Raw genomic sequence first — 26,537 nt, 5'->3', positions numbered from 1 at the left:
ATGACGCAAAAACATCATCAAAAGGTCGTGCTGGTTGGCGACGGTATGGTTGGATCTGCCTTTAGTTATGCGTTGATGCAACAAGGGGTTGCTGAAGAGTTAGCCATTGTGGATGTGGCGAAGGATTATGCCACGGGGGATGCCTTAGATTTAGAAGATGCGGCGCCTTGGACGTATCCAAAGCAAGTGACGGGTGGTCATAATTATCAAGTGGTTGCTGATGCAGATATTGTTGTGATTACAGCAGGTGTTGGCCGTAAACCGGGACAGACACGTCTCGAGTTGATTGACAAGAATTTGACGATTGTGAAACAGGTCGTCGATAACGTCATGGCCGAAGGTTTTGCAGGTATCTTTGTGGTCGCGACGAACCCAGTTGATATCATCACGTTAGCGGTCCAACAATTTTCGGGTTTCCCTGAACATCGTGTGATTGGGACGGGGACAGCTTTGGATACCGCACGGTTACAAGTTGCGTTGGCTGAACAGTACGGTGTAGCGCCGTCCGCAATCGACGTCTTAGTCTTAGGCGAACACGGTGATTCGGCGTTTGCAAATTTTGATGAGGCGCAAATTGGCGGACAATCATTAAACGACTTTAATAAAAAGTACGGAAATTCTGCCCAAGACTTGGTAGAATTAATGGAAGCAACAACAAAGAAAGGCGGGGCCATTATTGGCCGCAAAGGGGCAACGTTTTATGGCGTTGCGACAGCCTTGGCACGCATTGTCCGTGCGATATTGCGAGATGAAAACATGGTGTTGCCGGTTAGTGCATGGATGAGTGGCCACTATGGTTTGTCAGATATGTACATTGGTAGCCCAGCGGTTATTAACGGGGATGGCGCAAAAACCGTCATTGCGGCGGCTTTATCACCAGCTGAACAAGCGCAAATGCAACGTTCGGCTGAGATTCTGCAAGCCGTGACGGCTGATGCGCTCACAAACTTCATGAAGTAAAGGTATTGAGGGATATTGAATGAAAAAATTATTAGTCGCAAATCGTGGTGAGATTGCTATCCGTTTGATGCGTGCAGCTAGTGAATTGGGCATGCAAACGGTGGGTATCTTTGCAAAGGAAGATGAATTTGCCAAGCACCGTTTCCGGGCTGACGAAGCCTATCAAGTGGGGGAGGGCAAGGCCCCTATCGCAGCGTACTTAGATATTGATGATATTTTGCGAATTGCGAAAGAAACGGGAGCAGATGCAATCCACCCAGGCTATGGGTTCCTATCTGAAAATGCTGAGTTTGCTGCTAAGGTTGAAGCAGCTGGCATCAAGTTCGTTGGGCCAAAGGTTAAGCACTTGGAGATTTTTGGTGACAAGATTCTTGCGAAACAAGCGGCGATTGCTGCGGGTGTTCCAACCGTGCCGGGAACTGACCACCCGGTTGAAACGCTTGAGGAAGCAATTGCGTTCGGTCATGAAAACGGCTTCCCAGTCTTTGTGAAATCAGCAGCCGGTGGCGGTGGCCGTGGGATGCGTGTGGTTAATCATGAAGCAGAATTGCGTGAAGCATTTGAACGTGCTGCATCGGAAGCTAAGGCCAGCTTTGGTAAATCAGATGTCTATCTAGAGAAGTACTTGCAAGATCCTAAGCACGTCGAAATTCAAATCTTGGCCGACGAACAAGGGGAAGTCATGCACTTGTTTGAGCGTGACTCATCAATTCAACGACGTCACCAAAAGATTATTGAATATGCCCCAGCAGTTTCTGTTTCAAAGGACATGCGTGCGCGAATTCAAGCCGCGGCGGTTGCCTTGATGCAAAGTGTCGGTTATCAAAGTGCCGGTACTGTGGAATTTCTGGTGGATGGGGATGATTTCTACTTTATTGAAGTGAATCCTCGTGTCCAAGTTGAGCACACGGTTACGGAAGAGGTTACCGGTGTTGATATCGTGAAGTCGCAATTGTTGATTGCCCAAGGCATTGGGTTACACGACGATCCGTTGCAAATCCCACATCAGGCAGATTTGCAGGCAATGGGTGTGGCAATTCAATCACGTATTACGACGGAAGATCCGATGAACCAATTTATGCCTGATTCAGGACGTATTGAATGGTATCGCTCACCTGGTGGAACCGGGATTCGTCTGGATTCTGGTAGTGTGGAAGTTGGTTCGGTAGTTACGCCTTACTTTGATTCTTTGTTAACCAAGGTTATTTCACACGCGGCAACGTTTTCAGAAGCGGTTGATAAAATGCGCCGAGCGTTGGATGAATTTGAGATTCGTGGGGTTAAAACAAATATTCCGTTCTTGAAGAAGGTCTATGCACACCCCTTGTTCCGAGCGGCCAATGCGCCAACAACGTTCGTTGATCAACACCCAGAACTTTTCGATATTTCAATCGAAAAGCAAGACGACCGCAAATTGATTCAGTATGTCAGTGAAATTACGGTCAATGGTTTCCCTGGAGTTGATTATGACTATCCAAAGTTGCATGAGCCACTACAATTCAAGGCGAATACTGATTTGGTCTTGCCAACTGATTTGGTGACGGCGAAGGATATTCTTGATGCACAAGGCCCTGATGCCGTTGCTGAATGGGTAAAGACGCAAGATAAGGTATTGCTAACGGATACGACGATGCGTGATGCACACCAGTCGTTGTTTGCTACCCGGATGCGAACGAAAGATATGTTGGCAATTGCGGATGAGACTCAGGTAGCTATGCCAAACTTGTTCTCCAACGAGATGTGGGGTGGTGCCACGTTTGATACGGCGTTCCGATTCTTGGGTGAGGATCCATGGGAGCGTCTGCGTGCTTTGCGTGAAAAGATGCCACGGACGCTGACACAAATGTTATTCCGTGGTTCAAACGCAGTTGGTTATCAAAATTACCCCGATAATGTCTTAGAAGAATTCATTAAGCTGGCTGCCCAAAACGGGATGGATGTGTTCCGTATTTTTGATAGTTTGAATTGGTTGCCACAAATGGAGAAGAGTATTCAATATGTGCGCGACAATAACAAGATTGCTGAAGTCGCTATGGCGTACACGGGTGACATCTTAGATCCAAACCGGACAAAGTATACCCGGGATTACTATGTGCAATTTGCCAAGGAAATTCAGGCAACTGGGGCGCACATGTTGGCGATTAAGGACATGGCTGGTTTGCTGAAGCCGGAAGCTGCTTATGAATTAGTGAGTGCGTTGAAGGATGCGGTTGATATGCCAATTCATTTGCACACCCACGATACAACGGGTAACGGTGTTTATACGTATGCCCGGGCTGTTGATGCGGGCGTCGACGTGATTGATGTGGCGCAATCAGCCTTGTCAGGGACGATGTCACAGCCCTCAATGGGTGCGACGTATTACGCATTAAGCGGTAATAAGCGTCAACCTGAGTTGAATATGACAGCAGTTGAGCACGTAAATAGTTACTGGGCGGAAATTCGACCACAGTATAGTCAATTTATGAGCAAGATGGTTGGGGCACAAACGGATATCTTTGAAGTTGAAATGCCAGGTGGGCAATACTCTAACTTGCAGCAACAAGCGCAAGCGTTGCGATTAGGTGACCGTTGGGATGATGTGAAGCAAATGTATGCAACGGTTAACCAAATGTTTGGGGATATCATCAAGGTAACCCCATCATCAAAGGTTGTCGGTGACATGGCGCTATTCATGGTGCAAAATGATTTGACGCCGGAGAAGGTGTTGTCAGATGGCATGACGATGGACTTCCCACAATCGGTCGTTGATTTCTTTGCTGGAAACTTGGGTCAACCAGTTGGTGGTTTCCCAGCAGACTTGCAACGGGTGATTTTAAAGGGACGTCCAGCTTTGACAGTTCGGCCTGGGTCATTAACGCCGGCAGCTGATTTTGATGCGATGCAGGTCACGGTAGATGGTATTTTAGGGCGCGTCGCAACGCCGGAAGAAGTGATTTCATACATCATTTATCCGCAAGTCTTTAAGGATTATGTGACAAACCAAGGTAAGTTTGGTCCGATGACTGTATTAGATACACCAACGTTCTTCCAAGGTATGCGAGTGGGTGAACGGGTCGACGTTGCGTTGGCACCGGGTCAAACAGTGATTTTCCAATTGCAACAAATCGGTGATATCAACCCAGATGGTCGTCGGACGATGTACTTTGATGTGAATGGCACACCGGTTGAGATTTCAGTGCAAGATGAATCAGCCCAAGTGACAACAGTACAACGACGTAAGGCTGAGCCAACGAACCCAAGTGAAATTGGTGCAACCATGGCTGGAAATGTCTTGTCTGTTCACGTTGAGAATGGCCAGGCTGTTAAGCAAGGGGATGTGCTAATTGTCACAGAAGCTATGAAGATGGAAACGACGGTACAAGCGCCGTTTGATGGCACGGTTAAATTTGTGCATGTGGCCGACGGTGAAGTTGTGGCCGGTGGCGACTTGTTGATTGAAATGAATCCTGAATAACGGATGCGAGTGTAAATGCTTAGAGTATTTGAAGTCATATGCTAAAATTAACTTATTAAATTAAAGGAGCATGCAAAAATGATGAAGACCTTCAACACGATGAGCTTGGAAAAGGAAACTTTTACGCCCATCAATGAAAAGACGATCAATATGTATGTCTGCGGACCAACTGTTTATAACTACATTCACATCGGTAATGCACGTTCAGCGATTGCATTCGACACGATCCGCCGTTACTTCGAGTACCGTGGATACGAAGTGAACTATGTGTCAAACTTCACGGACGTTGACGACAAGATGATTGCTGCAGCTAGCGAGCAAGGTATCACCGTACCAGAATTGGCTGATAAGTACATTGATGCCTTTAACGAAGATACGGCACCATTGAACATTAAGCCTGCCACTGTTCGTCCACGTGCAACGGAGCACATCCCAGAGATTATCGAATTCGTTGAGGATTTGATTAAGAAGGGTTACGCTTACGAATCAGAAGGTGACGTTTACTTCCGTGCCAAGAAGTTTAAGGGTTACGGTATTTTGGCCCACCAAGACTTGGCTGAAATGGAATCAAACGCTGCTGGTCGTTTGGATGATGGCGAATTGGCTCGTAAGGAAGACCCAATGGACTTCGCAGTCTGGAAGGGTGAGAATGGCGATGGTGCAATTGCCTGGAACTCACCTTGGGGTAAGGGACGTCCTGGTTGGCACATTGAGTGCTCAGTGATGTCAACGAAGTACTTGGGAAACCACTTGGACATCCACGGTGGTGGAATCGATTTGGCTTTCCCACACCACACAAATGAAATCGCACAAACTGAAGCTCACACGGGTGAAAAGTTCGTTGAGAAGTGGTTGCACAACGGTTTCGTTACGGTTGGTGATGAAAACGAAAAGATGTCAAAGTCATTGGGAAACTTCACGACTGTGCACGAATTGTTGCAACAAATCGATGATCCAATGGTTTTGCGTTTCTTCATGGCTACGACACAATACCGTCGTCCAATTGCCTACTCACAAAAGAACATGGACTTGGCCGCCCGCAACTTGGAGCGTATCCGCACTGGTTACCGTAACTTGCAATTCCGTTTGGGATCAGCAGTTGCCGGTGCAGATGCTGATATCGAAGCAAAGGCGCAAGAAAAGGTTGATGCCTTTGTTGAGGCTATGGACGATGACTTCAACGCACAAAACGCGATGACTGCGGTTTATGAGTTGATTGAATTGGCCAACTTGTACTCACAAGCTGAAGAAGTTAAGACTGACACGGTCAACTTTGTTTTGAAGCAAATCAAGGACTTGATGAACGTGTTTGGTGTTGATGGTTTGGAGCAAGCGCCTTTGTTGGATGCAGATGTTGATGCATTGATCAAGGAACGTGATGCTGCCCGTGAGACGTCAAACTTTGCTCGTTCAGACGAAATCCGTGATGAATTGGCTTCACGTGGTATTATCCTAGAAGATACGCCACAAGGAACACGTTGGCGTCGTGCCTAATCAAACATTTATACATGATTGATTAATAAGTAATAGAAATCCCCAGAGACAAGTGATTTTGTTTCTGGGGATTTCTTTTTGTGTTTGAGGGGGGCGTCGCGGTGCGACGAGCAACAGGCGTGACTGGTAAGCCGTGACACTGACAAAAAAAGGCACCCCGTGGAGAACGGGGTGCCAAAGCTTTGGATGTAGAAATGATTTGAAAGGTTTAAACAATGCTTGTTGAGAACATTATTAGTTATTGATTGTGAGATTTATTTAGGAATCAGCTCAATTCTATGTCTTTTATTATACTTTATTAGAAGTTAAAAAGTGAACAATCTACCTATTTGGTTGTACCGCATTCGGGAATTTAATGCGCCTGAATTAAGGCTTTGCGCCTTTGAATGGGCGTTTGTTAATGGTTTTTAAAAAATGTCGCTAAGGTATAATTGACGTTTATAACTTAACTATCGGCGCTAATTAATTTATTTCTAGAATTAACTCTAATTTAATTCTAATTAAAGTATTGACGTTTTCTAATGCAGTGTTATGATAATGATATCGACTAAGAAGAGATAAGTACTTTTTAACGGTTGCCCAGAGAGTTAGCGTGTGGTGCGAGCTAATCAACTGAAGAATTGGAAAATGGTCTTGGAGTTGGAATGACGTGAGCAAACCGTGTTAGCGTCATTCGGGTGCGCCCGTTATTGCGCTTAGATATCGTCCAAAATAGGACCGTATTGAAAGAGGGTTATTTCATATGGGAATAACTAAACCCGGGTGGTAACACGTGTCAACGTCCCGTAGCTAATTGTAGCTACGGGACGTTTTTTTTACGGCAAAACTTAAATGTGGAGGACAGACGATGCAAGTATTATGCGTGACGATTCACCGATGTCTTGTTGTCGGTGAGGGATTAGGCCAAAGTCGAATGTGATGCGACGAAATTGACACTCGTAGCGCAAACAGATGGAGAAATTGGCATGGATGATTTGACAAAGATTTTACAAGTGACAACGACGCATGATCAACTGACAGGGGCGGTTAATACACCGATTCAATTATCAGCGACGTTTGCCCAAACGGATTTTGATAACTTAGGTGAGTTTGATTACGCCAGAAGCGGTAATCCAACCCGATTGGCAGCGGAGAAGGCAGTAGCTGCTTTGGAACATGCGACACATGGTTATCTCTTTAGTTCGGGGATGGCAGCCATTAGTAGTGTGCTCATGACCTTCTCAGCTGGTGACCATATCGTGGTGACGTCGCATGTGTATGGTGGCACGTTTCGCGTCTTAACGGATGTGTTATCACGATTTGGTATCACACATACATTTGTTGATTGTGGTGAGTTAGCGGATGTTGCGGATGCAATTTTGCCAAATACAAAGGCAATTTATATTGAAACGCCTTCCAATCCAACGCTGTCAGTGACCGATATTGCAGGGATTGTCGCAATTGCAAAAGCGCATGACCTTTTAACGATTGCGGACAATACCTTTATGTCACCTGCTTTACAGAAGCCACTAGATTTCGGCGTTGATATCGTTGTGCATTCAGCTACCAAGTTTTTGGCAGGACATTCGGACATTGTAGCTGGCGCGGCGGTGACGAAACGAGATGATTTAGCTGAGCAAATTTATTTCATTCAAAATGCAGTTGGTGCCACCCTGGGTGTTCTAGATAGTTGGTTACTTTTGCGGGGAATGAAAACACTGGGAGTGCGGATGGCGCAAGCGAGTGCTAATGCAACTGAGCTGGCCAAGTGGTTAGCTGAGCAACCGCAAGTAGATGCCGTGTATTACCCAGGCTTATCGACGCATCCCAACTATCAGGTGCAATTAACGCAAGCTAAGAATGGTGGGGCGGTGCTGTCATTTGATGTTGGGTCAATCGAACACGCCCGGCAGTTGGTCAATCATCTCACCATTCCAATTTACTCAGTCAGTTTAGGTGGCGTGGAAAGTATTATCAGCTATCCACCAAAAATGTCCCATGCGGAATTGTCGGCAGCTGAACAAGTAGCTAGTGGTATTACCCCGGGCTTATTGCGCTATTCAGTGGGACTCGAAAGCATTACAGACATCATTGCCGATTTGGCGAATGCCTTTTCATATTTAGGAGAAGAATAATTATGACAACAGCAACTAAGCAACGTTACCATTTTGATCAAGTTGGTTCATATTTGCGGCCAGCAACGCTAAAGCAAGCCCGAGCAGCCTTCGCAGCTGGTGAAATCACACAGGATGCTTTGGTAAAGATTCAACATGATGAAATTCACGATTTGGTTATTCACCAGCATGAAGTTGGTTTGAAAGATGTAACGGATGGTGAATTTGCACGGTCGTGGTGGCACTTGGACTTTTTGTGGGGTTTGACCGGTGTTGAACGATATGTACAAGAAGATTCCTATAAGTTCCACGGCGAGAAGACTCGTACGGATAATGTTCGGTTGACTGGCAAGATTGCCTTTAATCCGGATCACCCATTCTTTGCTGATTTTGCGTATTTACAATCAGTCGCACCGGCAGGAACTGAGCTGAAGTCAACCATTCCGGCGCCAACGTTGTTATTCCGTGATGGCCGTTCAGATAATGCCTTGTCATTTTATGATACTTGGGATGACTACTTGGATGATTTGGCATTGGCCTATCATGAAACGTTGCAACATTACTACGATTTAGGATCACGTTATGTGCAATTAGACGATACCACCTGGGCGTTTTTGATTAGCAAATTGAACGAATTCGCCACCAATCCAACTGAACGGGCAAAGTATGAAAAGATTGCAGCCGACAGTGTGTATGTCATTAACAAGGCGTTAGATGGCTTGCCTGATGATTTCAAAATTTCGACGCACATTTGTCGCGGTAATTTTAAGTCAACTTACTTGTTTGAAGGTGGGTATGCGCCAGTGGCGGAATACCTGGGTCAATTGCATTACGACACGTACTTCTTGGAGTACGATGACGCGCGTTCTGGCGATTTCACACCGTTGACGACGATTTGGGCTAATCGATCTGATGTGACATTAGTGTTAGGGCTAGTCACAAGTAAGTCACCAAAACTGGAAGCAGCGACGGATATTAAGGCGAGAATTCAGGAGGCCACGCAATTTGTACCACTTGAAAATTTGGCGCTTTCGACGCAATGTGGTTTTGCCTCAACGGAAGAAGGTAATGCACTGACGCCAGATGAACAATGGGCGAAGTTAGGGTTTATCAAGCAAATTGCCGAAGAAGTGTGGGGGTAGGCTGATGACAAATAAAGTTGGGTTAACCATCGTGGCAGGTTTGGCGGCGGTTAGTTTAGGCGTCCTGGCAGGCACAACCGCAGCACATGCGGCTGAAAAGGTAACGGTTGGATCTGTCACCTCTGATGCAGATATTTGGCGGCATATTGCGAAGTCGCCAGCGGCGAAAAAAGCAGACTTGCAAATTAAAGTGAAAGAATTTACCGATGGTGCAACCTTGAATCGAGCCACTGCTTCAGGTGAAGTTGATGTCAATGCGTTCCAATCGTATAGCTATTTTCAAGCCTTCAATAAGGAAACTAATACCGCGAAGCTGGCTGCGTTAGGAACGACGTATATTGAGCCGATGGGTGTGTATTCACATCGATACAAGAAGGTGGCGGACATTCCGAATGGCGCAACGATTGCCATTGCACGTGATAATGCGGACGCGGCCCGTGGGTTGAAATTATTGGCCAGGGCGGGATTAATCACCTTGAAGTCTGATTTCTCAGCACTTTCAGGGGTGACCGATATCGCGACCAATCCCCATCATTTTCAATTCAAGGAAATTGATGACACGACTGGGGTTGCCGTGTTGAAAGACAAAGCGGTCGCGGCGGTGCTGATTTCTAATTCCGTCTCACAAGCCGGTGGGTTGAATGTGTTACATGATTCGATTTATCGCGAGTCAATTAACACCAGCACGAAGGCGAATATTAATATCTTAGCAACGCGTCAGTCGGAGGCTAAAAATAAGACCTATCAAAAGTTGGTCAAGTTGTATCACGATGCATCAGAACAAAAATGGATTAAGGCTAAGTACCACGGCACCAAGGTTGAGGTACAAAAGCCGCTTAGTTATGTGGAGGGTAATTAATTATGGCAGAAGTTGAAAGTTTTACATTAGATCACACACAAGTTAAGGCACCATACGTGCGTTTAATTGCAGAAGAGCAGGGACCTCAAGGCGGTACGATTGCCAATTATGATTTGCGCTTGGTCCAACCTAATGAGACGTCAATTGAGACGGCTGGTATTCATACATTGGAACACTTGTTTGCGAGTTTGGTTCGCGATGAACTAGATGGCATCATTGATATTTCACCGTTTGGATGTCGTACAGGCTTCCATATCATTAGTTGGCAGTCGTACACGCCAACGCAGCTAGCCGAAACATTTACTCGCGTGTTGCGCAAGATTCGTGATGACATTACGTGGGATGATGTCCCAGCCACGACCATTCGAGAGTGCGGTAACTTTAAAGATCATAGTTTACATTCGGCAAAGGCGTGGGCAGATGTTATCTTGCAAGCTGGTTTGTCAGATGATCCATTTGTTCGTCATGTGGTTGAAGCATAAGCATAATTTGTTAAACCGGGTCATTGGCCCGGTTTTTCTGTTATTATAGTAAGCATGAATGAGAAGATTAATTATGAGCAATTAAACGGCTTGGATTTGGCCTATTATGGGGATGCGGTGTACGAAGTATACATCCGTCAACATTTGTTGGCTAAAGGGATTACGAAGCCGGCCCGCTTGCAACGTGAATCAAAGAACTACGTGTCTGCTAAAGCGCACGCTGCTTTGTACGCCTTGATGGAAGCGGAAGATTTGTTGACTGAAGAAGAAATGGTGTACTTTAAGCGTGGACGCAATGCCAATTCACATACAAAGGCGAAGAATACAGATGTTGTGACATATCGTATTTCGACTGGGTTTGAAGCGTTAATTGGCTTTTTGGCAGCTAGCAATCAAACAGCACGTCTAGATGAGATTGTGGCTTGGGTATATGAACAAGTAGAAAGTGGGCGAACGAGAGCAAATGGCACAACAAACAAATAATCGTAACGGCCGTGATCGCGGCGGACGTCAAGAACGACCAAACAATCGTCGCGGTGCCGACCGTCGTTTCAACGATCGCGATCGCCAACCACGCCAGAAGCGCGAGATGCGAACAGAAGCTGAAGTCGCCGAGGAGACGACACAAACTGAGTTCGTTTTTGGCCACCACGCGTCGGTTGAGGCGTTGAAGGGTGAAACAGAAATTAACAAAGTTTGGCTACAAAGCGGTTTGGCTGACAAGATTCGCAATGAAGTGATGGCGTTAGCAAAAAAGCGAGGCTTAATTATTCAAGATGCGCCGAAAGCTAAGCTAGATGAATTGACGAATGGTCAAAATCACCAAGGTGTGGTGTTATCAATTGCGGCCTATGCATATGCAACAATTGACGATTTGTTTGCGAAGGCAGCTGAAAAATCAGAAGCACCATTTTTCTTGGTGTTGGATTCAATTGAGGACCCACACAACTTAGGGTCAATTTTGCGTACGGCTGATGCAGCAGGGGTGCATGGCATTATTATTCCTAAGCGCCGGGCGGTACAATTGACATCAGTTGTTGCGAAAACGTCAACCGGGGCAATTGAACACGTGCCTGTTGCACGTGTGACGAACTTAGTACAAACGGTTGAACAACTTAAGGAACGTGGGTTGTGGGTCTTTGGTACAGACATGGATGGTAAGGATTACCGTCGCTGGGATGCCGCTGGTCCAACTGCTTTAATCATTGGTAATGAGGGTAAGGGAATTTCACCGTTGTTGAAGAAGACAGTGGATGAAACGCTGACGATTCCAATGGTTGGTCACGTCCAAAGTTTGAATGCGTCGGTTGCAGCTAGCTTGTTAATTTATCAAGCGTTTAGTAGTCGTAACCCGCTATAACCTCATGAAAAAATGCACAATAACCGGTAACTTGATGCTGGTTATTGTGCATTTTTTTCGTCTTGAACTCGAATCCACGCACACTGGTAGCAAGCCGGAGGAGGGTAAAACAAGATGACGAACCAAAAGGCAATGCAGTTAATTCAAGCGGCACAAGCGGGGGATGAAGCTGCTTTTCAGGATATTTTTGAGGCGTTTCGGGGGTTAGTATGGTCGTTATATCGTGATCATCGTCTCCAGACGCAACAGTACGATTGGGAGCAGGAGAGCCGGTTAGTGTTGTACCAAACATTGTGCAAGCTAAAAGCAACGCATTGGGGTGCGTTGACGCGTTACTACAATCAAGCGTTACGGCACCGGATTGTCCAGTTGTGGCGGGAGTCGTATCGGTACGAGTCAGTGGAAGGTGTTTCGCTGAATGAAACATGTGTGTCGACGTATGTACAGAGTGCGCAAATTGCACCACCTAGTGAGGCCACGGCGACCCTTGCTGATTTGATGTCGAATTTAGGTGTAAAGGAACGGGAATTCGTCTTGTTGCTCGCGGCAGGATACGACATCAATGAGTGTGCGTCCCAACTCGAACGGTCACGTTCTTGGTGTTATGCAACGCGAAAAAATTTGAAGAAAATCTACCAAGCTGAGGCGAAAGGTAGCTGAATAAGGGCATTCGTGGTAAACTGAAACTACTATATCAGAGAATTTTAAAAGAGCGGAGACACGATTATGGCAGCGAAGAAAGTCGCATTAGCGTGCAGTGTCTGCGGATCACGAAACTACATGGTAACGAAGAAGCCCAACCGTCTTGAGCGTCTTGAAGTTATGAAGTTTTGCAAGTTCTGCGGGCAACACACGCTGCACCGTGAGACGATGTAAGAACAGAGTTGGGTCGACCCACTCTGGAAACAGGAGTACATACTGATGAAGTTTTTAGCAAGCGTTGTCGCTGAAATGCGCAAGGTCACTTGGCCTACGTTTAGTGAAAATGTTCGAGACACATCAATTGTTTTGATGACTGGTTTGTTCTTCGCCATTTTGTTTGGTGGCGCTGACTGGGTCTTTGAACAAGGGGTTACTTGGTTGTCTAAGTAAGCTTATTGCGATATAATAAGGACATTGAAAAGCGACTAATAAACCCTCAATCTTGAGGGTTTTTAATTTACAAAAATTACAGGCACGACCTAAGGAGGCAATCATGGCAGTTGAGTCATACGATAAGCAATGGTACGTCTTGCACACTTATGCAGGATACGAAAACAAGGTTAAGGCGAACCTCGAGTCACGTATTGAGACGATGGGGATGACGGACTACATTTTCCGCGTTATCGTGCCAGAGCAAGAAGTTGAAGTTGAAAAGGATGGCGAGACGAAGATTGTTAAGGAAAACGACTTCCCTGGTTACGCCTTGGTTGAGATGATTATGACCGACGAAGCGTGGTATGTTGTTCGAAACACACCAGGTGTAACTGGTTTCTTGGGTTCACACGGTGGTGGATCAAAGCCTGTGTCATTGTTGCCTGATGAAGTTGATGACATGTTGGCTCGCATGAACATTGTTGAGCGTAAGGTTGCCGACTTGAATGTTGAAGTTGGTGAATCAGTGAAGATTGTCGCTGGGTCATTCTCTGGTATGCAAGGTGAAGTAACGGCTATCGATAACGACAAGCAAGAAGTGACTGTTTTGGTTGACTTCTTGGGTCGTGAAACACCAACGGAAATCTCATTTAACGACGTTGAGTCAGTACTATAAAGTCATTTCCATAAAAAAGTGAATTTTTATTGAACACCTGGCTTGTCAAAAGTCAGGTGTTTTGTTATTATAATCTGGTATGTGTGGTGACACGCATATGTGGGAGGCGTAAATCGAAACGCGCCATTACACCACAAACACGAAGGAGGAAACAATCGTGGCTAAGAAAGTTTCAAGCATTGTTAAGTTGCAGATTCCAGCCGGTAAGGCTACCCCTGCACCTCCAGTTGGACCTGCTTTGGGTCAAGCTGGTGTTAACATCATGGGATTCGCAAAGGAGTTTAACGCTCGCACTGCCGACCAAGGTGGTTTGTTGATCCCAGTAGTTATTACTGTATATGAAGATCGTTCATTCGAATTCATCACTAAGACGCCTCCAGCAGCAGTTTTGTTGAAGAAGGCAGCCGGTGTTGAAAAGGGTTCTGGTGAGCCTAACACGAAGAAGGTCGCTACGGTTACTGCAGCACAAGTACGTGAAATTGCAGAAACTAAGATGCAAGATCTAAACGCAGCTGATGTTGATGCAGCTGTTCGCATGATCGAAGGTACTGCTCGTTCAATGGGCTTCAACGTTGAAGGCTAATTTAACGAGTTCCGTACGGATCGCGTAGGAAACTAAGCATGATCAAGCGGGAGGTCAATGACCGTTTGACCGCATTTGCAAGGAGGAATAGCTACCATGGCTAAGAAGTATGGTAAGAAGTATTTGGCAGCCGCTGAAAAGGTTGACAGTGAGAAGTTGTACACTGTTGAAGAAGCTGCCGCATTGGTAAAGGACATCGACTTTGCCAAGTTTGATGCAACTGTTGAAATCGCGTTCAACTTGAACGTTGATACTCGTCAAGCAGACCAACAATTGCGTGGTGCCGTTGTTTTGCCTAACGGTACTGGTAAGGACCAAACTGTTGTGGTCTTTGCTCAAGGTGATAAGGCTAAGGAAGCTGAAGAAGCTGGTGCTGACGTTGTTGGTGCTGCTGACTTGGTTCAACGCATTTCTGACGGTTGGTTGGACTTTGACGTTGCCATTGCTACGCCTGACATGATGGCCCAAGTTGGTCGTGTTGGACGTGCATTGGGTCCTAAGGGATTGATGCCTAACCCTAAGACGGGTACTGTTACGTTTGACGTAGCAAAGGCCGTTTCTGACGCTAAGTCAGGTAAGGTTACTTACCGTACTGATCGTGACGGAAACGTTGCTGTACCAGTTGGTAAGGTATCATTTGACGCCGACAAGCTTGCTGGAAACATCAAGTCATTGTCAGACGTTATCTTGAAGGCTCGTCCTGCCGCTGTTAAGGGTGCATACGTAAAGCACGTATCAATCGCTTCAACGTTCGGACCTGCTGTTAACATCGATATCGCTTCATTGTAATTTTAGAATTTTTCTAGATTATAATTTAGCTTTTCATGTTGACACTTCCTCGGCTACCTGTTAGAGTAGTTTGAGTAATAAATCGATTCTACCTAAGACGCAGGTGTCGTAAGACTTAATAACCCGCCGAGGAAGTGAAAAACGCGTAAGCGACTTTTGACCCCCGGTGCAGTACGTGCTGGGGGTTTTTGGTACGAATCAAAATCTTAACAGGAGGAACATTACCATGAGTGAAGCAACTATTGCTTTGAAGGCACAACAAGTTTCAGAAGTTGCTGACAAGTTTAAGTCAGCTGCATCTGCAGTTGTTGTTGACGTGCGTGGGTTGACGGTTGAACAAGCCAACAACTTGCGTTCAGAATTGCGTTCAGAAGGCGTTGAGTTGAAGGTTATCAAGAACAAGATCTTGACGCGTGCTGTTGAAGCCGCTGATTTGACTGACTTGAACGACTTGTTTGTCGGACCTTCAGCCGTTGCATTCTCTAACGAGGACGCAATCGCTCCTTCACGCATTTTGAAGAAGTTTGCTGATAACATCGAAGCCTTGGAAATCAAGGGTGGTGTTGTTGACGGTCAAGTTGCATCTGTTGAAGATATCAACAAGTACGCAGCTTTGCCAGACCGCGACGGTTTGTTGTCAATGTTGTTGTCAACGTTGCAAGCACCTGTTCGCAACTTTGCTTACGCAGTTAAGGCTGTGTCAGACGCAAAGGAAGAAGCTGCTGAAGCCTAAGCTTTTGCTTAGTGCGACGCACTTTTATATCGGGCTTAGCCCACAAATTAAAATCGCCGTATAGGCAAATAAACGAGGAGATTAATTATCATGGCATTTGATAAGGATTCAATCATCGCTTCATTGAAGGAAGCTACGATTTTGGACTTGGCTGACTTGGTTTCAGCTATTGAAGAAGAGTTTGGTGTTTCAGCTGCTGCCCCTGTTGCAGTTGCTGGTGCAGCTGGTGGTGCCGAAGCAGCCAAGACTGAATTTGACGTTGAGTTGACTTCAGCTGGTTCAGCTAAGGTTCAAGTTATCAAGGCAGTTCGCGAAGCAACTGGTTTGGGCTTGAAGGAAGCTAAGGACTTGGTAGACAACGCTCCTTCAGCTATCAAGGAAGGCGTTTCAGAAGACGAAGCTAACGAATTGAAGGCTAAGTTGGAAGAAGCTGGTGCCGTTGTTACTGTTAAGTAATTAACGTCCCTTCTTAAAAAGACGAGATACTCCGGTATCTCGTCTTTTTTTATGCAATTTTCTGACCAAGTCAACCTTAGCTAGGTCAATAACTGCTGCTATAAAAGATTCGATTAAGTTTCTTGAGTATACTAATAATTAGTTAATAGTATTTAGCAACGATTACGATGAAAGGAAGTGCTGTGTGCCATGACATCGCGAACGAATTTGAAGCGACCCTACACGCAGGCATTGTTTGTTGGCGTTGTGTTGGTGCTTGGCATAGCGTTAGCCTATAAATATGCTGGACGTCAATTAATAGCCGATTTCGAAGCCACCAAGGCTGCCGTAGTCAATGACGAATCAAATAATTTAAAAACGGCCTGGCGTGGGATTTTAGATAAGCAGAATGCACCGGTTGATATTGCAGTCTATGATCATAAAACGGGCGTTACAACCCAATTATCTAACGATGCAAATGCACAATTTAAAACGGCGAGTATTGTGAAAGTTGCAATTCTCGCTAACTTGTTACGACAGCATGCGGCTAATGGCACAGGTTTATCGAATTATGAAGATGAATTGGCAACTGCAATGATTCAAGACAGTGATAATGATGCTGCGACGGCCCTGCTTGAAACGGAGGGGGGCAATACGCAACCGGATGCATTGTTTAAGCGCATGGGCATGACGCATAGTCACATGGATAGTGAATCATGGGGGTACTCGACGACAACAGCAACCGATCAACTGACGCTGCTTAAGAATATTTTTTATCAGAGCCGGGTGTTAACAGGTAGTTCGCGAACGTATATACAAGGCTTAATGAATAACGTTGCGGTAGATCAAAGTTGGGGGATTACAGCTGGCTTAACGCCGGATGCCACGGTTGCATTAAAAAATGGCTGGTTGTCAGATGAAAACGGCTGGATTATTAATTCAATTGGTCATATTACGAGTAAACAATCAGACTATGTTATTGCTATTTTAAGCAATCAAAACGTCTCCGAAAAGGTAGGTATTGACCTGGCACAACAACTGGCTAAGGCAACTTATACAACATTAAATGTGCAATAAAAATACAGACAAAGCACTTGGCTAATCAATCGGATTAGCTAGGTGCTTATTTATTTGCACCTGTTAACTATTAACAAGCGTTCATGTCATTTAGATGTTATCCAATTACATTTATTTTTCAATCTAAGAAAAACTATTGTTTAGCGCGTGTGGATAAGTTACTCTTAGTGAGTTGGTTTTGGAAAAGAATATTTTGCATAACCAAAAACAAACATAGGAGGCAATCATGCTAAAAATTAAGGAACTGACAGTCGCCTACACATCGACACCGGTGTTTAGCGATTTGTCAGTCGCGTTTAGCCCGGGCAAGATTACGGGGATTATTGGCCCGAATGGCGCGGGGAAGTCAACCCTAATCAAAGGGGCTTTGGGGCTGATTCGGCGAACGGGTGAATCGTTTGTGGATAATCAGCCGGTCCGGCGTGTTCGACGGAAAATTGCTTATGTCGAACAGCGAGCAGCACTAGATTTAACATTTCCGATCAGTGTTTTTGAGGTGGTTCTAACTGGCACTTATGGCAAGCTAGGATTATTCAAAAGCCCTGGGCAAACAGAGCGTGATGATGTCATGAAAGCGCTCGAACAAGTAAATCTAACGGAGTTTCGAAATCGCCAAATTGGTGAATTATCCGGCGGGCAATTACAGCGTGTCTTTGTAGCACGCGCCATTGTTCAGCAAGCAGATGTTGTGATTTTAGACGAACCTTTCGTCGGGATTGATATGAAGTCGGAAGAAGAAATTATGCATGTGCTACGAGACTGGCGCGCAGCCGGTAAGACCATTATTGTTGTTCATCACGACTTGAACAAAGTCGCGAATTATTTCGATGACTTACTAATTATGAACCATGGCATTGTCGCACATGGACCTGTGTCGGACGTTTACAATAAGGCCAATATCCAACAAGCCTTCTCAGCGGATTTGAGTGCAGTTCTGTTCACTGAAACGGAGGATGTATCATGACGAGTATCGGTGAATTTATCACGGCATTAGGACACTATAACTTCTTGCAGAGTGCGTTGTTAGCATCTGTGATGGTTGGGATTATGTCAGGTATTATTGGCAGTTATATTATTTTACGTGGCATGTCGTTGATGGGTGATGCGATTTCTCACTCCGTGCTACCGGGAGTTGCGGTTGCTTATATGCTGGGGATTAATCTTCTGATTGGTGCCTCGGCATTTGGGGTCATTGCGGCGCTATTGATCGGCTTTGTTGCGACAAATAGTAAGTTAAAGAATGATACGGCAATCGGTATTGTGTTCTCGGCATTCTTTGCCTTAGGATTTATCCTGATTTCGATGGCTGAGTCATCAACGAATTTGCATCATATCTTGTTTGGAAATGTGTTAGCAATTGTGATTTTGTTTATCGTGTTGTTCTTCAAGGAATTATTGATTACATCGTTTGATGAAACATTTGCTAAGACATATGGTTTGAAGACAGGGTATGTCCATTATGGCTTGATGATTGTACTAACTTTAGTCACGGTATCGGCACTACAGACGGTAGGTATCATCTTGATTGTGGCGATGTTAATTACGCCGGCTGCTACCGCGTTTCTTTGGACGAACCGGTTGACCACGATGGTTGTCTTGGCATCTGGTCTTGGGGCGCTGGCTTCAACGATTGGGCTATATCTGTCGTACACGTTAAATTGGGCGTCTGGGCCTGCTATCGTGTTGGTGGCAGCGCTAATCTTTTTGGGGTCGTTTATCGTGTCACCGAAGCAAGGTTTTGTGACAAAACTAATGGGGGTTAAAAATGCTTAAGAAACTTGGGTTAACAGCGGGTGCGCTGGCAATTGCAATTGGGGGAACGGTTTGGTTTGTGCAAAATCGTGATGCACAAACGGCTACGGCAAGTGGCGAACTACGTGTTGTCACAACAAATTCAATCCTTGAAGACATGGTTGAACAAGTTGGTGGTGATGATGTATCGGTTTACAGTATCGTTAAGCGTGGTACAGACCCGCACGAATATGAACCAAAGACTGCGGATATCACTGCGACAACGGAAGCTAATGTGATCTTCCACAATGGACTTAACTTGGAAACGGGCGGTAACGGATGGTTCTCAAAGCTCACGAAAACAGCTAATAAGCGGGATAACCAAGAAGTATTTTCAGCTTCACGTTTAGTGGAACCATTGTTCTTGACGTCAAAGGGCAAGGAAGATGAAATGGATCCCCACGCCTGGTTGGACTTAAACAATGGTATTAAGTACGTTGAGACAATTACAAATGTCTTGAAGGATAAGGATCCAGAACATGCGCAAGCTTTCCAAAAGCGCTCAGATGCGTACATTGCGAAGCTACGTGCGTTGCATAACGAAGCAAAAGACAAATTCGCTGATGTACCAGTTGAAAAGCGTTTGTTGGTGACATCGGAAGGCGCCTTTAAGTATTTCTCAAAGGCGTATGGCATTCAACCCGCCTTTATCTGGGAAATTAATACGGAGTCACAAGGAACCCCTGAGCAAATGAAACAGGTGTTAGCCAAGATTGCGGCATCAAATGTAAAGTCGTTGTTCGTTGAAAGTTCAGTGTCACCAAAATCAATGGAAAAGGTATCAAAGGAGACTGGCTTACCAATCTACGAAAAGATTTATACCGATTCATTGGCGAAGAAGGGGACAGCAGGAGATACCTATTACGATATGGTTAAGTGGAATATTGATAAGATTCACGCGGGAATGTTAGTCGATTAATACCAGGAACGATTACATGACCTAAACAGCACACAATTAATTTAGAAAGTCACGTTCAGCCATGGCGTGGCTTTTTTGTTGCACTTTCGGGGCGTATAAAAGTCCGATATATTGCACTTTTGGTTGAGCGTTTATGCACGAACAGACGGTCTTAAATTGCTATAATGAAACGAGAAACCTTTTGTTTATAGGACAAAACATGCACAAAAAACAAGTGAACACGTTTACAAATTCAATTTTCAGGTCTAAAATGGCTAATGGATTTATTTTTTATTAGTGGGATTATTATTGAGGAGATTTTTGTATGGCTACTAAAAACATTGTTGTCGTCGGCGCTGGTTATTCTGGTGTCTTCACGGCACGGAAATTGGCTAAGCGATTGAAGGGTACTGATTACCAAATCGTTTTGGTTGATCGTCACTCATTCTTTACGTACATGACTGAGTTGCACGAAGTTGCAACGAAGCGTGTTGAGCCTAAGCACATTCAACTTGACTTGCGTACATTGTTCGTACGTCAACCAAACGTTAAAATTGTGACGGCTAATCTTGAAGGTGTCGATAAGGATGCCAAGATTGTAAAGACGTCAGAAGGCGATATCGCCTATGAAAAGTTGGTTTTGGCAACTGGTGGTACAACGAACACGTTCGGTACGCCAGGTGTTGAAGAATACGGCTTCACATTGTGGTCATTTGAAGAAGCTGTTAAGCTTCGTGCCCACATTGAAAAGGTTATTCGTGAAGGTGCCATGGAATTGGATCCAGCCAAGCGTGAAGCAAAATTGCGTATCGCAGTGGTTGGTTCTGGATTCACGGGTGTTGAATTGGCAGGTGAGTTGATTGAACAGCGTCGCGAATTAGCCGAAGCTAACAACTTGGATGAATCAGAAATTAAGATTGATGTTATCGAAGCAGCACCAACAATTTTGAACATGCTTGCAAATCGTAAGTTGGCTGACAAGGGTGAGCAATACATGATTAATCATGGTATTAACTTGCGTAAGTCTGCTGGTGTTGTTGAAGTTAAGGAAAGCGCGGCTGTCTTGAAGGACGGTACAGAAGTTCCAACTGAAACATTGGTTTGGACGGCTGGTGTTAAGGCGAAGGAACAAGGCTCACTTTGGGGCTTGGAACAAGGACCTGCTGGTCGCTTTATGGCGGATGATTACTCACGCGCAAAGGGCGAAGAAGATATCTATGTCGTTGGTGACGTCGCCGCTTATCAAGAGCCTGCCCGTACGGTTGCGGACAACCCACGTTCAGGTTGGACACCACAAACGGTTGAGGGTGGTGAATCAGCTGCGAACACGGCCGTACCTAACATTGTGTATGACTTGACTGGTAAGGGTTCACGTAAGGCCTTTAAGGGTCACTACCAAGGATATGCCGTTTCAATCGGTGCCCACTACACAGTGGGTATTGCGGAACAATTCGGTAGCATGAAGTTTGGTAAGAATGGTATTCCACTAACGGGATTCTTTGCCAACATGTTCAAGCACGTGATTAACTTGTACTTCTTTACGCAAATCACGAGTGGTTACCACATTTTCCACTACATGATGGACGAATTCTTCCGTACGCCAAACGGTCGTACACCATTCTTTGGCTGGACGTCACGTATGGGTAACGTTTTGTGGTCATTGCCACTTCGTATTGTTGTCGGAATCTTGTGGATTCAAGCGGGCGCTGCTTTGAACGGTGGTGTCGGTGTCTTGGCTTCACTTGTTGGTTGGTTGATTACATTTGGCTTGTTCACGTCATTGGCTTCATTTGTCGCCTTTGTGACGGGATTGGTTATGTTGATTGCTGGTCAAAGTGTTGCTGGATCTGCTATCTTGATGACGTTCGCCTCATTGGCCTTGATGAACGGTGCGGGACGCACGGTTGGTTTGGACTACTGGGTCGTGCCATTCCTTGAAAAGACATTGGGACGTAGCTTGTACGGTAAGCACGAGTCACGTTACAACGATTTGAAGAAGTAAATTGTAGCTAAAAAAGCTCGTCGATTTCTTAGTCGACGAGCTTTTTACATATGCTGTGAGGCATAGAAGGCGGCGATGATTCCGTGAGCGACACTCACGTTGATTGAACGGACGCTACCGTACTGTGGAATATAAATCATGGCATCGGCTGCCGCGATGAGTTCATCAGCTAAGCCGAGCCGTTCTTCACCGAAAAGAAAGGCCGATTTTGCCGGGAAGTTCACGTTATATAACGACTGCGGCTGGTAACCTGGTGTGTTGTCGACGGCGTAAATGGTATAGCCGTCGGCATGCAATTGGTCAAAAACAGCTTGGTAATCAGTGACCCGTCGATGTTCAATATGCTCATAATTTTGTGTGCCTAATGACCCGCGCCGGTCCCATTTTTTGATGCCTTCAGGAGCGTCCGGAATAGCAGGGTTTTCAGGGTTTAAAAAAATGAGCTTGCGCATACCGAAGGCGTTGCTGTTACGCACGGCAGAAGCTTTGTTGAAGTCGTGGCTGAGGTTTTGCATGATTGAAATCATTTCGCCTCGTCGCTGGTCAAGGTCAGAACGAATTTCGTCGTCGGACTTGCCCTTGTAAAAGTCCGTCACGTTACGATAATCGGCTGACCTGGTTAAATCAATATCAGACATAATGGTATTCCTCTGTCTTCTATTGTAACCGACAAACAAACATCCTCAAACTAAACAAAAGCAAGCGGTTGTTTGTTATTATTGTAAGTATTAGAAAATAAAAGGGGGCGCAAACATGACGCCAATTATTGAGTTGTCACACGTGACTTACTCATATCCTAATAGTGACACCCCAGCGTTGAAAGATTTATCGCTGACGATTAATCAGGGCGAATGGGTGGCAATTATTGGACATAATGGGTCAGGTAAGTCGACCTTAGCAAAATTACTGAATTACCTATTGGCGCCCACTGCAGGAGATATCACGATTGCAGGGACGCCAGTGACAGAAGAAAATATGTGGGCCATTCGCGATATGGTTGGTATGGTGTTCCAAAACCCTGATAACCAATTTGTTGGCGCAACGGTTGCTGATGATGTGGCGTTTGGTCTTGAAAATCGAGGCATTGCCCGTGATGAAATGATTACGCGAGTGCAAGCTGCGTTGACTGAGGTCCAAATGGCAGCGTTTGCAGACCGTGAACCTGCCCGTTTATCGGGTGGACAAAAGCAACGTGTTGCGATTGCATCGGTTCTGGCTATTCAACCCAAAATTCTGATTCTTGATGAAGCGACCGCCATGTTAGATCCTAAGGGACGACGTGAAATGATTGCGCTGGTTCACGAACTGAAGACCCGGATGGGGGATGAATTGACCGTCTTATCAATTACACATGATATTGAAGAAGCGGCGAGTGCTGATCGTGTCGTGGTCATTAATGATGGTGATTTGATTGAGACGGGCGCACCAGCGCAGGTTTTTGCAAATGCTGATAAGCTACGCGAGTTTGGCTTAGCCGTTCCATTTGCTGAGCAACTTAAGGAAAAATTGCGGGAACGTGGTATTGACGTCCCTGCGTCATATTTGACGACAGAAGGGATGGTGGATTGGTTATGGCAATCAATTTCAACCAAGTAGGATTTACGTATCAATTAAATACACCATTCGCAACCCAAGGACTGCATGATGTCAATTTTACGATGCCGGAAGGTAAGTTTACGGCTGTGATCGGTCACACCGGATCGGGTAAATCAACGATGGTGCAGCATTTGGATGGCCTGGTTATTCCAACCGCTGGTGAGATTACAATTGCCGAGCAACGGATTGTGCCAACGACGAAGCCCAAAGAGCTAAATAAGATGCGTGCACACGTCGGGTTGGTATTTCAATTTCCAGAAGCACAACTATTTGAACAAACAGTTTTAAAAGACGTGATGTTTGGACCGAAGAATTTTGGCAAGACGGCTGCTGAAGCTGAAGCAGCTGCAAAGCGCGCACTTCGGACTGTTGGAATGGCCGAAAAGTACGATGAACGCTCACCTTTTGAATTATCAGGTGGTCAAATGCGGCGAGTCGCTATTGCTGGCGTGCTTGCAATGGAGCCGGATTTGTTGATCCTAGATGAGCCGACTGCTGGACTTGATCCGGCAGGGCAAGAAGAATTAATGACCTTGTTCGCGCGTCTACAAAAGGAGCGCCACTTGACGGTTGTATTGATTACACACCAGATGGAGTATGTGGCACAATATGCCGATCATGTGGTTGTTTTTGAAGGTGGGACGGTCGTCAAAGAAGGTGCACCCGCCAAGATTTTTGACGACGTGGCCTGGTTGCAAGAGAAACAACTTGATGTACCAATTGCCAAGCAATTCGCCGATAAGTTGGCGACAAAAGGTGTCGCCTTAAATGCTGTGTTGGATATCGATGCGCTAGCTGATCAATTAGCCGAGCAGTTAGGAGGGTCAGCACATGTTCACTAATATGATTATTGGCCGTTATATGCCGGGAAATTCTTGGATTCATCGTTTAGATGCTCGGACAAAATTGATTTTAAGTGTCGCCTTCATTTTCGTTGTATTCTTTGCAAATAATGTGGCGGGGTACGTCGTAGCGATTGCGTTCACACTACTATCAATTTTGTTGACGGGACTTGGTGTGGGCGTCTTTATTCGTGGCGTTCGACCACTGATGTTTTTGATGTTTATCACAACCTTATTGCAATTATTCTTTGTTCAAACTGGTGACGTCCTGTGGCATTGGGCTTTTCTAACCATCACGACTGATGGTGTGACGAATAGTATCGCGGTCTTCGTCCGCTTTATGTTGATTATCATGTTTTCAACCATCTTGACGTTAACAACGCAACCGTTGGCAGTCGCTGATGCGATGGAGAGTTTGTTGCAACCCTTGAAGAAGGTTGGCTTCCCAGTGGCTGAGTTGGCGTTAATGCTATCGATTGCGCTTCGCTTTGTGCCAACGCTAATGGACGAAGCAGAGTCGATCATGAATGCGCAGCGCGCTCGTGGGGTTGAATTTAATGAGGGTAATATTATTAGTCGCATTAAGGCATTTGTACCACTCCTAATCCCCTTGTTTATCAACGCAATCAAGCGAGCAATTGAATTGGGTGATGCCATGGAAGCACGTGGTTATCGTGGTGGTGATAATCGCACGAAGTACCGTGTCTTAACCTGGCAAAAGCAAGATACCATTGCAGTAATTGGGTTCATTGTGTTTACGGTGTTGCTCATCGCGACTAAATGGTTATAAAAATGAAGTAAGAGGTGTTGCATATGCCGCGCTATAAAGCGACAATTTCATACGATGGCACTGAATTTTACGGGTGGCAGGTGCAACCTGGGAAACGAACAGTGCAATTAGAAATGGAGAAAGTCGTCAATAAGATGGCTAAAGATCCAGCGGACCACATTCGGGTGCAAGGCTCGGGACGAACTGATGCACGAGTACACGCGCAAGGACAGGTTGTCCATTTTGACTTACCGTTTGATATTCCAAATGAAGCGGTTCGAAAAGGGTTATCAACCATGTTGCCTTATGACATTGGCATTAAGTCAGTTGAAAAGGTTGACGAATCATTCCACGCACAATTTAGTGCACACAATAAGACTTATCGCTATCGGTTGTCGACGACAGAGTTTATCGATCCCTTTAAGCGTAATTACACGGGGCACTGGCACCGTCGTATTGATACGTCATTGATGCAGCAAGCAATTGGTGATTATGTGGGAGAGCACGATTGGTTGAGTTTTGTTGCTTCTGGTTTCCAGCAAAAAACAACGGTGCGTACGGTCTATTCTGCTAAGATGTGGGAGAAACCGGAAGAGGACGAAATTTGGTTTGAATTTACCGGGAATGGTTTTTTGTATAATCAAATTCGCATCATGGTCGGCGTTTTGCTGGAAATTGGTAACGGGTCACGGCCGGTTGATGACATTCAGCGATTGTTTGCAGTGAAAGATCGGCAACAAGCACGATTTACAGCGCCAGCACAGGGTCTCTATTTAATGTCAGTTGACTATTAAAAAACGCGAAAACAAGCAAATAGTTTAAATCTAGGGCGTATTTCCGTTGACGTTTCGGTTGAAAAAAGGTAAGATAAATCTCGGTATTGTTTACCACACCGCAATGGGAATGTCCTGGTACGACTTTTTTAATTATTGGTAAAGTAAACAAACAGAATATTGGAGGAAATTTCCATGCGTACAACTTATATGGCAAAGCCAGGTGAGATCGATCGCAAGTGGTACGTCATCGATGCAACTGATATTGCATTGGGACGTTTGTCAACTGTCGTAGCATCAATCTTGCGTGGTAAGAACAAGCCTACTTTCACGCCAAACGTCGACACAGGTGATAACGTTATCGTTATCAACGCCGAAAAGGTCGCTTTGACTGGTAAGAAGGCAACGGACAAGATTTACTACCACCACTCAAACCACCCAGGTGGATTGAAGGAGCGCAAGGCCGGTGATTTGCGAGAGAAGAACCCACAACGTTTGATCGAGCTTTCAGTTCACGGTATGTTGCCAAAGGGTACTCTTGGTCGCCAACAAGGTTTGAAGTTGCACGTGTTTGCTGGTTCAGAGCACACACACGCAGCACAAAACCCTGAAGTGTTGGATATCACTAACCTTATTTAATTTAACGAAAGGA

General features: G+C 45.4%; 28 protein-coding genes and 2 other annotated features. Of the genes, 27 read left to right on the top strand and 1 reads right to left on the bottom strand.

Going from position 1 to position 26,537, the window contains the following annotated elements:
* The 22 genes from ACJ28U_RS07345 (at position 1) to ACJ28U_RS07240 (ending at position 21,905) form a co-directional block, all read left to right on the top strand.
* Complete coding sequence (locus tag ACJ28U_RS07345; RefSeq protein ID WP_099088507.1) at positions 1 to 960, top strand: L-lactate dehydrogenase; 960 nt, start codon at positions 1 to 3, stop codon at positions 958 to 960.
* A 19-nt stretch (positions 961 to 979) separates the two neighbouring features.
* Complete coding sequence (locus ACJ28U_RS07340; protein ID WP_407618860.1) at positions 980 to 4,417, top strand: pyruvate carboxylase; 3,438 nt, start codon at positions 980 to 982, stop codon at positions 4,415 to 4,417.
* A 78-nt stretch (positions 4,418 to 4,495) separates the two neighbouring features.
* Complete coding sequence (cysS, locus tag ACJ28U_RS07335; RefSeq protein WP_099088505.1) at positions 4,496 to 5,911, top strand: cysteine--tRNA ligase; 1,416 nt, start codon at positions 4,496 to 4,498, stop codon at positions 5,909 to 5,911.
* A 540-nt stretch (positions 5,912 to 6,451) separates the two neighbouring features.
* Positions 6,452 to 6,700 (top strand) — a binding site (T-box leader).
* A gap of 176 nt (positions 6,701 to 6,876) precedes the next feature.
* Positions 6,877 to 8,025, top strand: coding sequence for a PLP-dependent aspartate aminotransferase family protein (locus tag ACJ28U_RS07330; RefSeq protein WP_099088504.1), 1,149 nt, complete (start codon positions 6,877 to 6,879; stop codon positions 8,023 to 8,025).
* Positions 8,026 to 8,027: 2 nt separating this feature from the next.
* On the top strand, positions 8,028 to 9,146 hold the full coding sequence (locus ACJ28U_RS07325; protein ID WP_407618859.1) for a vitamin B12 independent methionine synthase: 1,119 nt from the start codon (positions 8,028 to 8,030) through the stop codon (positions 9,144 to 9,146).
* A 4-nt stretch (positions 9,147 to 9,150) separates the two neighbouring features.
* Positions 9,151 to 10,005, top strand: coding sequence for a MetQ/NlpA family ABC transporter substrate-binding protein (locus ACJ28U_RS07320; protein ID WP_407618858.1), 855 nt, complete (start codon positions 9,151 to 9,153; stop codon positions 10,003 to 10,005).
* Between the two features lie 2 nt (positions 10,006 to 10,007).
* Positions 10,008 to 10,487 carry an S-ribosylhomocysteine lyase gene (locus tag ACJ28U_RS07315; RefSeq protein ID WP_407618857.1) on the top strand — a complete coding sequence of 160 codons (480 nt, stop codon included), beginning with the start codon at positions 10,008 to 10,010 and terminating at the stop codon, positions 10,485 to 10,487.
* A gap of 54 nt (positions 10,488 to 10,541) precedes the next feature.
* Complete coding sequence (locus ACJ28U_RS07310) at positions 10,542 to 10,970, top strand: Mini-ribonuclease 3 (protein WP_010372150.1); 429 nt, start codon at positions 10,542 to 10,544, stop codon at positions 10,968 to 10,970.
* Positions 10,971 to 11,076: 106 nt separating this feature from the next.
* Positions 11,077 to 11,847, top strand: coding sequence for a 23S rRNA (guanosine(2251)-2'-O)-methyltransferase RlmB (gene rlmB / locus ACJ28U_RS07305; RefSeq protein ID WP_099088582.1), 771 nt, complete (start codon positions 11,077 to 11,079; stop codon positions 11,845 to 11,847).
* 114 nt (positions 11,848 to 11,961) lie between these two features.
* A complete protein-coding gene (locus ACJ28U_RS07300) occupies positions 11,962 to 12,507 on the top strand; it encodes an RNA polymerase sigma factor (RefSeq protein WP_247224656.1) in 546 nt (181 codons plus the stop codon).
* A 66-nt stretch (positions 12,508 to 12,573) separates the two neighbouring features.
* Positions 12,574 to 12,723: a 50S ribosomal protein L33 gene (gene rpmG / locus ACJ28U_RS07295; protein ID WP_099088499.1), complete on the top strand. Its 150-nt coding sequence runs from the start codon at positions 12,574 to 12,576 to the stop codon at positions 12,721 to 12,723.
* Positions 12,724 to 12,768: 45 nt separating this feature from the next.
* Positions 12,769 to 12,939, top strand: coding sequence for a preprotein translocase subunit SecE (gene secE, locus ACJ28U_RS07290; protein ID WP_010372162.1), 171 nt, complete (start codon positions 12,769 to 12,771; stop codon positions 12,937 to 12,939).
* A gap of 103 nt (positions 12,940 to 13,042) precedes the next feature.
* Positions 13,043 to 13,597: a transcription termination/antitermination protein NusG gene (gene nusG, locus ACJ28U_RS07285; RefSeq protein WP_010372166.1), complete on the top strand. Its 555-nt coding sequence runs from the start codon at positions 13,043 to 13,045 to the stop codon at positions 13,595 to 13,597.
* 157 nt (positions 13,598 to 13,754) lie between these two features.
* Positions 13,755 to 14,180, top strand: coding sequence for a 50S ribosomal protein L11 (gene rplK, locus ACJ28U_RS07280; protein ID WP_010372167.1), 426 nt, complete (start codon positions 13,755 to 13,757; stop codon positions 14,178 to 14,180).
* Between the two features lie 96 nt (positions 14,181 to 14,276).
* On the top strand, positions 14,277 to 14,969 hold the full coding sequence (gene rplA / locus ACJ28U_RS07275; protein WP_099088498.1) for a 50S ribosomal protein L1: 693 nt from the start codon (positions 14,277 to 14,279) through the stop codon (positions 14,967 to 14,969).
* A 73-nt stretch (positions 14,970 to 15,042) separates the two neighbouring features.
* Positions 15,043 to 15,169, top strand: a sequence feature (ribosomal protein L10 leader region).
* 26 nt (positions 15,170 to 15,195) lie between these two features.
* The gene (gene rplJ / locus ACJ28U_RS07270; RefSeq protein ID WP_010372171.1) at positions 15,196 to 15,702 is read left to right on the top strand and encodes a 50S ribosomal protein L10; all 507 of its coding nucleotides are present in this window, start codon (positions 15,196 to 15,198) and stop codon (positions 15,700 to 15,702) included.
* A 90-nt stretch (positions 15,703 to 15,792) separates the two neighbouring features.
* The gene (rplL, locus tag ACJ28U_RS07265) at positions 15,793 to 16,158 is read left to right on the top strand and encodes a 50S ribosomal protein L7/L12 (RefSeq protein WP_004560214.1); all 366 of its coding nucleotides are present in this window, start codon (positions 15,793 to 15,795) and stop codon (positions 16,156 to 16,158) included.
* A 189-nt stretch (positions 16,159 to 16,347) separates the two neighbouring features.
* Positions 16,348 to 17,214, top strand: coding sequence for a serine hydrolase (locus ACJ28U_RS07260; RefSeq protein WP_407618856.1), 867 nt, complete (start codon positions 16,348 to 16,350; stop codon positions 17,212 to 17,214).
* 226 nt (positions 17,215 to 17,440) lie between these two features.
* Positions 17,441 to 18,178, top strand: a complete 738-nt coding sequence (locus ACJ28U_RS07255; RefSeq protein WP_099088496.1) for a metal ABC transporter ATP-binding protein — start codon at positions 17,441 to 17,443, stop codon at positions 18,176 to 18,178.
* The gene (locus ACJ28U_RS07250) at positions 18,175 to 18,987 is read left to right on the top strand and encodes a metal ABC transporter permease (protein ID WP_407618855.1); all 813 of its coding nucleotides are present in this window, start codon (positions 18,175 to 18,177) and stop codon (positions 18,985 to 18,987) included. Before ACJ28U_RS07255 ends, ACJ28U_RS07250 begins: the two co-directional genes overlap by 4 nt.
* Positions 18,980 to 19,924 carry a metal ABC transporter solute-binding protein, Zn/Mn family gene (locus tag ACJ28U_RS07245; protein WP_407618854.1) on the top strand — a complete coding sequence of 315 codons (945 nt, stop codon included), beginning with the start codon at positions 18,980 to 18,982 and terminating at the stop codon, positions 19,922 to 19,924. Before ACJ28U_RS07250 ends, ACJ28U_RS07245 begins: the two co-directional genes overlap by 8 nt.
* A 304-nt stretch (positions 19,925 to 20,228) precedes the next feature.
* The gene (locus tag ACJ28U_RS07240) at positions 20,229 to 21,905 is read left to right on the top strand and encodes an FAD-dependent oxidoreductase (protein WP_407618853.1); all 1,677 of its coding nucleotides are present in this window, start codon (positions 20,229 to 20,231) and stop codon (positions 21,903 to 21,905) included.
* 44 nt (positions 21,906 to 21,949) lie between these two features.
* Here the strand turns inward: ACJ28U_RS07240 and ACJ28U_RS07235 are convergent, their stop codons facing one another.
* Complete coding sequence (locus tag ACJ28U_RS07235) at positions 21,950 to 22,543, bottom strand: TrmH family RNA methyltransferase (RefSeq protein ID WP_099088493.1); 594 nt, start codon at positions 22,541 to 22,543, stop codon at positions 21,950 to 21,952.
* 115 nt (positions 22,544 to 22,658) lie between these two features.
* Between ACJ28U_RS07235 and ACJ28U_RS07230 the strand changes: the two genes are divergently transcribed.
* From ACJ28U_RS07230 to rplM, 5 genes are all read left to right on the top strand, one after another.
* Positions 22,659 to 23,501 (top strand): energy-coupling factor ABC transporter ATP-binding protein, encoded by an 843-nt coding sequence (locus ACJ28U_RS07230; protein ID WP_043707942.1) that lies wholly within the window; start codon positions 22,659 to 22,661, stop codon positions 23,499 to 23,501.
* Complete coding sequence (locus ACJ28U_RS07225; RefSeq protein ID WP_407618852.1) at positions 23,477 to 24,343, top strand: energy-coupling factor transporter ATPase; 867 nt, start codon at positions 23,477 to 23,479, stop codon at positions 24,341 to 24,343. Before ACJ28U_RS07230 ends, ACJ28U_RS07225 begins: the two co-directional genes overlap by 25 nt.
* The gene (locus ACJ28U_RS07220) at positions 24,333 to 25,133 is read left to right on the top strand and encodes an energy-coupling factor transporter transmembrane protein EcfT (RefSeq protein WP_010372188.1); all 801 of its coding nucleotides are present in this window, start codon (positions 24,333 to 24,335) and stop codon (positions 25,131 to 25,133) included. Before ACJ28U_RS07225 ends, ACJ28U_RS07220 begins: the two co-directional genes overlap by 11 nt.
* 23 nt (positions 25,134 to 25,156) lie before the next feature.
* The gene (gene truA, locus ACJ28U_RS07215) at positions 25,157 to 25,906 is read left to right on the top strand and encodes a tRNA pseudouridine(38-40) synthase TruA (RefSeq protein ID WP_010372190.1); all 750 of its coding nucleotides are present in this window, start codon (positions 25,157 to 25,159) and stop codon (positions 25,904 to 25,906) included.
* A 174-nt stretch (positions 25,907 to 26,080) separates the two neighbouring features.
* Positions 26,081 to 26,524 (top strand): 50S ribosomal protein L13, encoded by a 444-nt coding sequence (rplM, locus tag ACJ28U_RS07210; protein ID WP_010372192.1) that lies wholly within the window; start codon positions 26,081 to 26,083, stop codon positions 26,522 to 26,524.
* Positions 26,525 to 26,537 lie beyond the last annotated feature (13 nt).

The organism is Weissella sp. MSCH1 (genome assembly GCF_045799135.1).
Lineage (GTDB): Bacteria > Bacillota > Bacilli > Lactobacillales > Lactobacillaceae > Weissella.
This window is presented reverse-complemented; position numbering and strand designations above follow the sequence as displayed.

Excerpts from the sequence above, each read along its gene's own strand:
- ACJ28U_RS07345 (WP_099088507.1), top strand. The coding sequence starts at position 1 with ATGACGCAAAAACATCATCAAAAGGTCGTGCTGGTTGGCGACGGTATG.
- ACJ28U_RS07340 (WP_407618860.1), top strand. The coding sequence starts at position 980 with ATGAAAAAATTATTAGTCGCAAATCGTGGTGAGATTGCTATCCGTTTG.
- cysS (WP_099088505.1), top strand. The coding sequence starts at position 4,496 with ATGATGAAGACCTTCAACACGATGAGCTTGGAAAAGGAAACTTTTACG.
- ACJ28U_RS07330 (WP_099088504.1), top strand. The coding sequence starts at position 6,877 with ATGGATGATTTGACAAAGATTTTACAAGTGACAACGACGCATGATCAA.
- ACJ28U_RS07325 (WP_407618859.1), top strand. The coding sequence starts at position 8,028 with ATGACAACAGCAACTAAGCAACGTTACCATTTTGATCAAGTTGGTTCA.
- ACJ28U_RS07320 (WP_407618858.1), top strand. The coding sequence starts at position 9,151 with ATGACAAATAAAGTTGGGTTAACCATCGTGGCAGGTTTGGCGGCGGTT.
- ACJ28U_RS07315 (WP_407618857.1), top strand. The coding sequence starts at position 10,008 with ATGGCAGAAGTTGAAAGTTTTACATTAGATCACACACAAGTTAAGGCA.
- ACJ28U_RS07310 (WP_010372150.1), top strand. The coding sequence starts at position 10,542 with ATGAATGAGAAGATTAATTATGAGCAATTAAACGGCTTGGATTTGGCC.
- rlmB (WP_099088582.1), top strand. The coding sequence starts at position 11,077 with ATGCGAACAGAAGCTGAAGTCGCCGAGGAGACGACACAAACTGAGTTC.
- ACJ28U_RS07300 (WP_247224656.1), top strand. The coding sequence starts at position 11,962 with ATGACGAACCAAAAGGCAATGCAGTTAATTCAAGCGGCACAAGCGGGG.
- rpmG (WP_099088499.1), top strand. The coding sequence starts at position 12,574 with ATGGCAGCGAAGAAAGTCGCATTAGCGTGCAGTGTCTGCGGATCACGA.
- secE (WP_010372162.1), top strand. The coding sequence starts at position 12,769 with ATGAAGTTTTTAGCAAGCGTTGTCGCTGAAATGCGCAAGGTCACTTGG.
- nusG (WP_010372166.1), top strand. The coding sequence starts at position 13,043 with ATGGCAGTTGAGTCATACGATAAGCAATGGTACGTCTTGCACACTTAT.
- rplA (WP_099088498.1), top strand. The coding sequence starts at position 14,277 with ATGGCTAAGAAGTATGGTAAGAAGTATTTGGCAGCCGCTGAAAAGGTT.
- rplJ (WP_010372171.1), top strand. The coding sequence starts at position 15,196 with ATGAGTGAAGCAACTATTGCTTTGAAGGCACAACAAGTTTCAGAAGTT.
- rplL (WP_004560214.1), top strand. The coding sequence starts at position 15,793 with ATGGCATTTGATAAGGATTCAATCATCGCTTCATTGAAGGAAGCTACG.
- ACJ28U_RS07260 (WP_407618856.1), top strand. The coding sequence starts at position 16,348 with ATGACATCGCGAACGAATTTGAAGCGACCCTACACGCAGGCATTGTTT.
- ACJ28U_RS07255 (WP_099088496.1), top strand. The coding sequence starts at position 17,441 with ATGCTAAAAATTAAGGAACTGACAGTCGCCTACACATCGACACCGGTG.
- ACJ28U_RS07250 (WP_407618855.1), top strand. The coding sequence starts at position 18,175 with ATGACGAGTATCGGTGAATTTATCACGGCATTAGGACACTATAACTTC.
- ACJ28U_RS07245 (WP_407618854.1), top strand. The coding sequence starts at position 18,980 with ATGCTTAAGAAACTTGGGTTAACAGCGGGTGCGCTGGCAATTGCAATT.
- ACJ28U_RS07240 (WP_407618853.1), top strand. The coding sequence starts at position 20,229 with ATGGCTACTAAAAACATTGTTGTCGTCGGCGCTGGTTATTCTGGTGTC.
- ACJ28U_RS07235 (WP_099088493.1), bottom strand. The coding sequence starts at position 22,543 with ATGTCTGATATTGATTTAACCAGGTCAGCCGATTATCGTAACGTGACG.
- ACJ28U_RS07230 (WP_043707942.1), top strand. The coding sequence starts at position 22,659 with ATGACGCCAATTATTGAGTTGTCACACGTGACTTACTCATATCCTAAT.
- ACJ28U_RS07225 (WP_407618852.1), top strand. The coding sequence starts at position 23,477 with ATGGCAATCAATTTCAACCAAGTAGGATTTACGTATCAATTAAATACA.
- ACJ28U_RS07220 (WP_010372188.1), top strand. The coding sequence starts at position 24,333 with ATGTTCACTAATATGATTATTGGCCGTTATATGCCGGGAAATTCTTGG.
- truA (WP_010372190.1), top strand. The coding sequence starts at position 25,157 with ATGCCGCGCTATAAAGCGACAATTTCATACGATGGCACTGAATTTTAC.
- rplM (WP_010372192.1), top strand. The coding sequence starts at position 26,081 with ATGCGTACAACTTATATGGCAAAGCCAGGTGAGATCGATCGCAAGTGG.